Annotated in this window: 2 protein-coding genes and 1 pseudogene; all 3 read right to left on the bottom strand. The window is 58.8% G+C overall.

Features of this window, described 5'->3' with window-relative positions:
- On the bottom strand, positions 1-323 hold a 323-nt coding region (locus TR36_RS15200; protein ID WP_153010597.1), incomplete at its 3' end, for a hypothetical protein.
- Entirely contained in the window at positions 313-594 is a 282-nt protein-coding gene (locus TR36_RS16370) for a hypothetical protein (RefSeq protein ID WP_202814454.1), read from the bottom strand. The genes TR36_RS16370 and TR36_RS15200, both read right to left, overlap by 11 nt.
- Positions 557-751 (bottom strand): annotated as a pseudogene (locus TR36_RS15960) (hypothetical protein); the annotation flags it as partial. The pseudogene TR36_RS15960 and the gene TR36_RS16370, both read right to left, overlap by 38 nt.

The following is a 751-nucleotide window of genomic DNA, read 5'->3' as shown; positions in this document are numbered from 1 at the left end:
GCATCCGATGTGCCACCCGGAACGGTTTCATAGACAGCGTGGGGCAAGCGGGCATTCCAGTTCCCTTCCACGTGCAAGAGTGTCTGGCGAAGCATGACCTCCCACACCGTATGGAAATCCTCGACGCCGAAGACAAAGCTTCCCGCTGCGGACGCCCTGCAGTCGCGCAGATAATATCCAAGATAAGTCGCCAGGAAAATCGAACGCGCCGAATAGAGGCTAGGAAGTAATGCTTCCAGAAGAACCGGCCACAGGCTTCTGGGCTGATAGGGCTTCTTCTTGACGGGGGTGCGCCGTGCAACGATCAGACCGTCACGGCGCAATGCCTCTGCCTTGGCAGGATTGTTNGGTATAGAGGTTGATTTTCGTGATCCCCAGGCCCTGCAACATGGCAGATGCCGCCTCATACCGGCGGTGATCGGCACTGAAGCCCAGCTCGGCGTCGGCGTCAATCGTATCAAGACCGGCATTCTGGTAGCCGTATGCCCGCATCTTCGACCCGATTCCGGTGCCGCGCCCCTCCTGATCCAGATACAGAAGGACACCGCCGCCCGCCTCATGCAGGCGATTGCAGGCTGTTCTGAAGCTGGTCACCACAGTCACATTTCAAGGACCCGCTCAGATCCCCAGTGATGCAGGAGGAATGCAGGCGCACGGGAACGATACGGTCGAAATCAGGTGTACCCACGATGATGGCGATCTGGTCCCGGATGGGGCAACGCCGCCGCGGAAAACGACGAATTCGCACTAT

This window comes from Falsirhodobacter sp. alg1, assembly GCF_000739715.2.
In the GTDB taxonomy this organism is placed as follows: Bacteria; Pseudomonadota; Alphaproteobacteria; order Rhodobacterales; family Rhodobacteraceae; genus Falsirhodobacter.
This window is presented reverse-complemented; position numbering and strand designations above follow the sequence as displayed.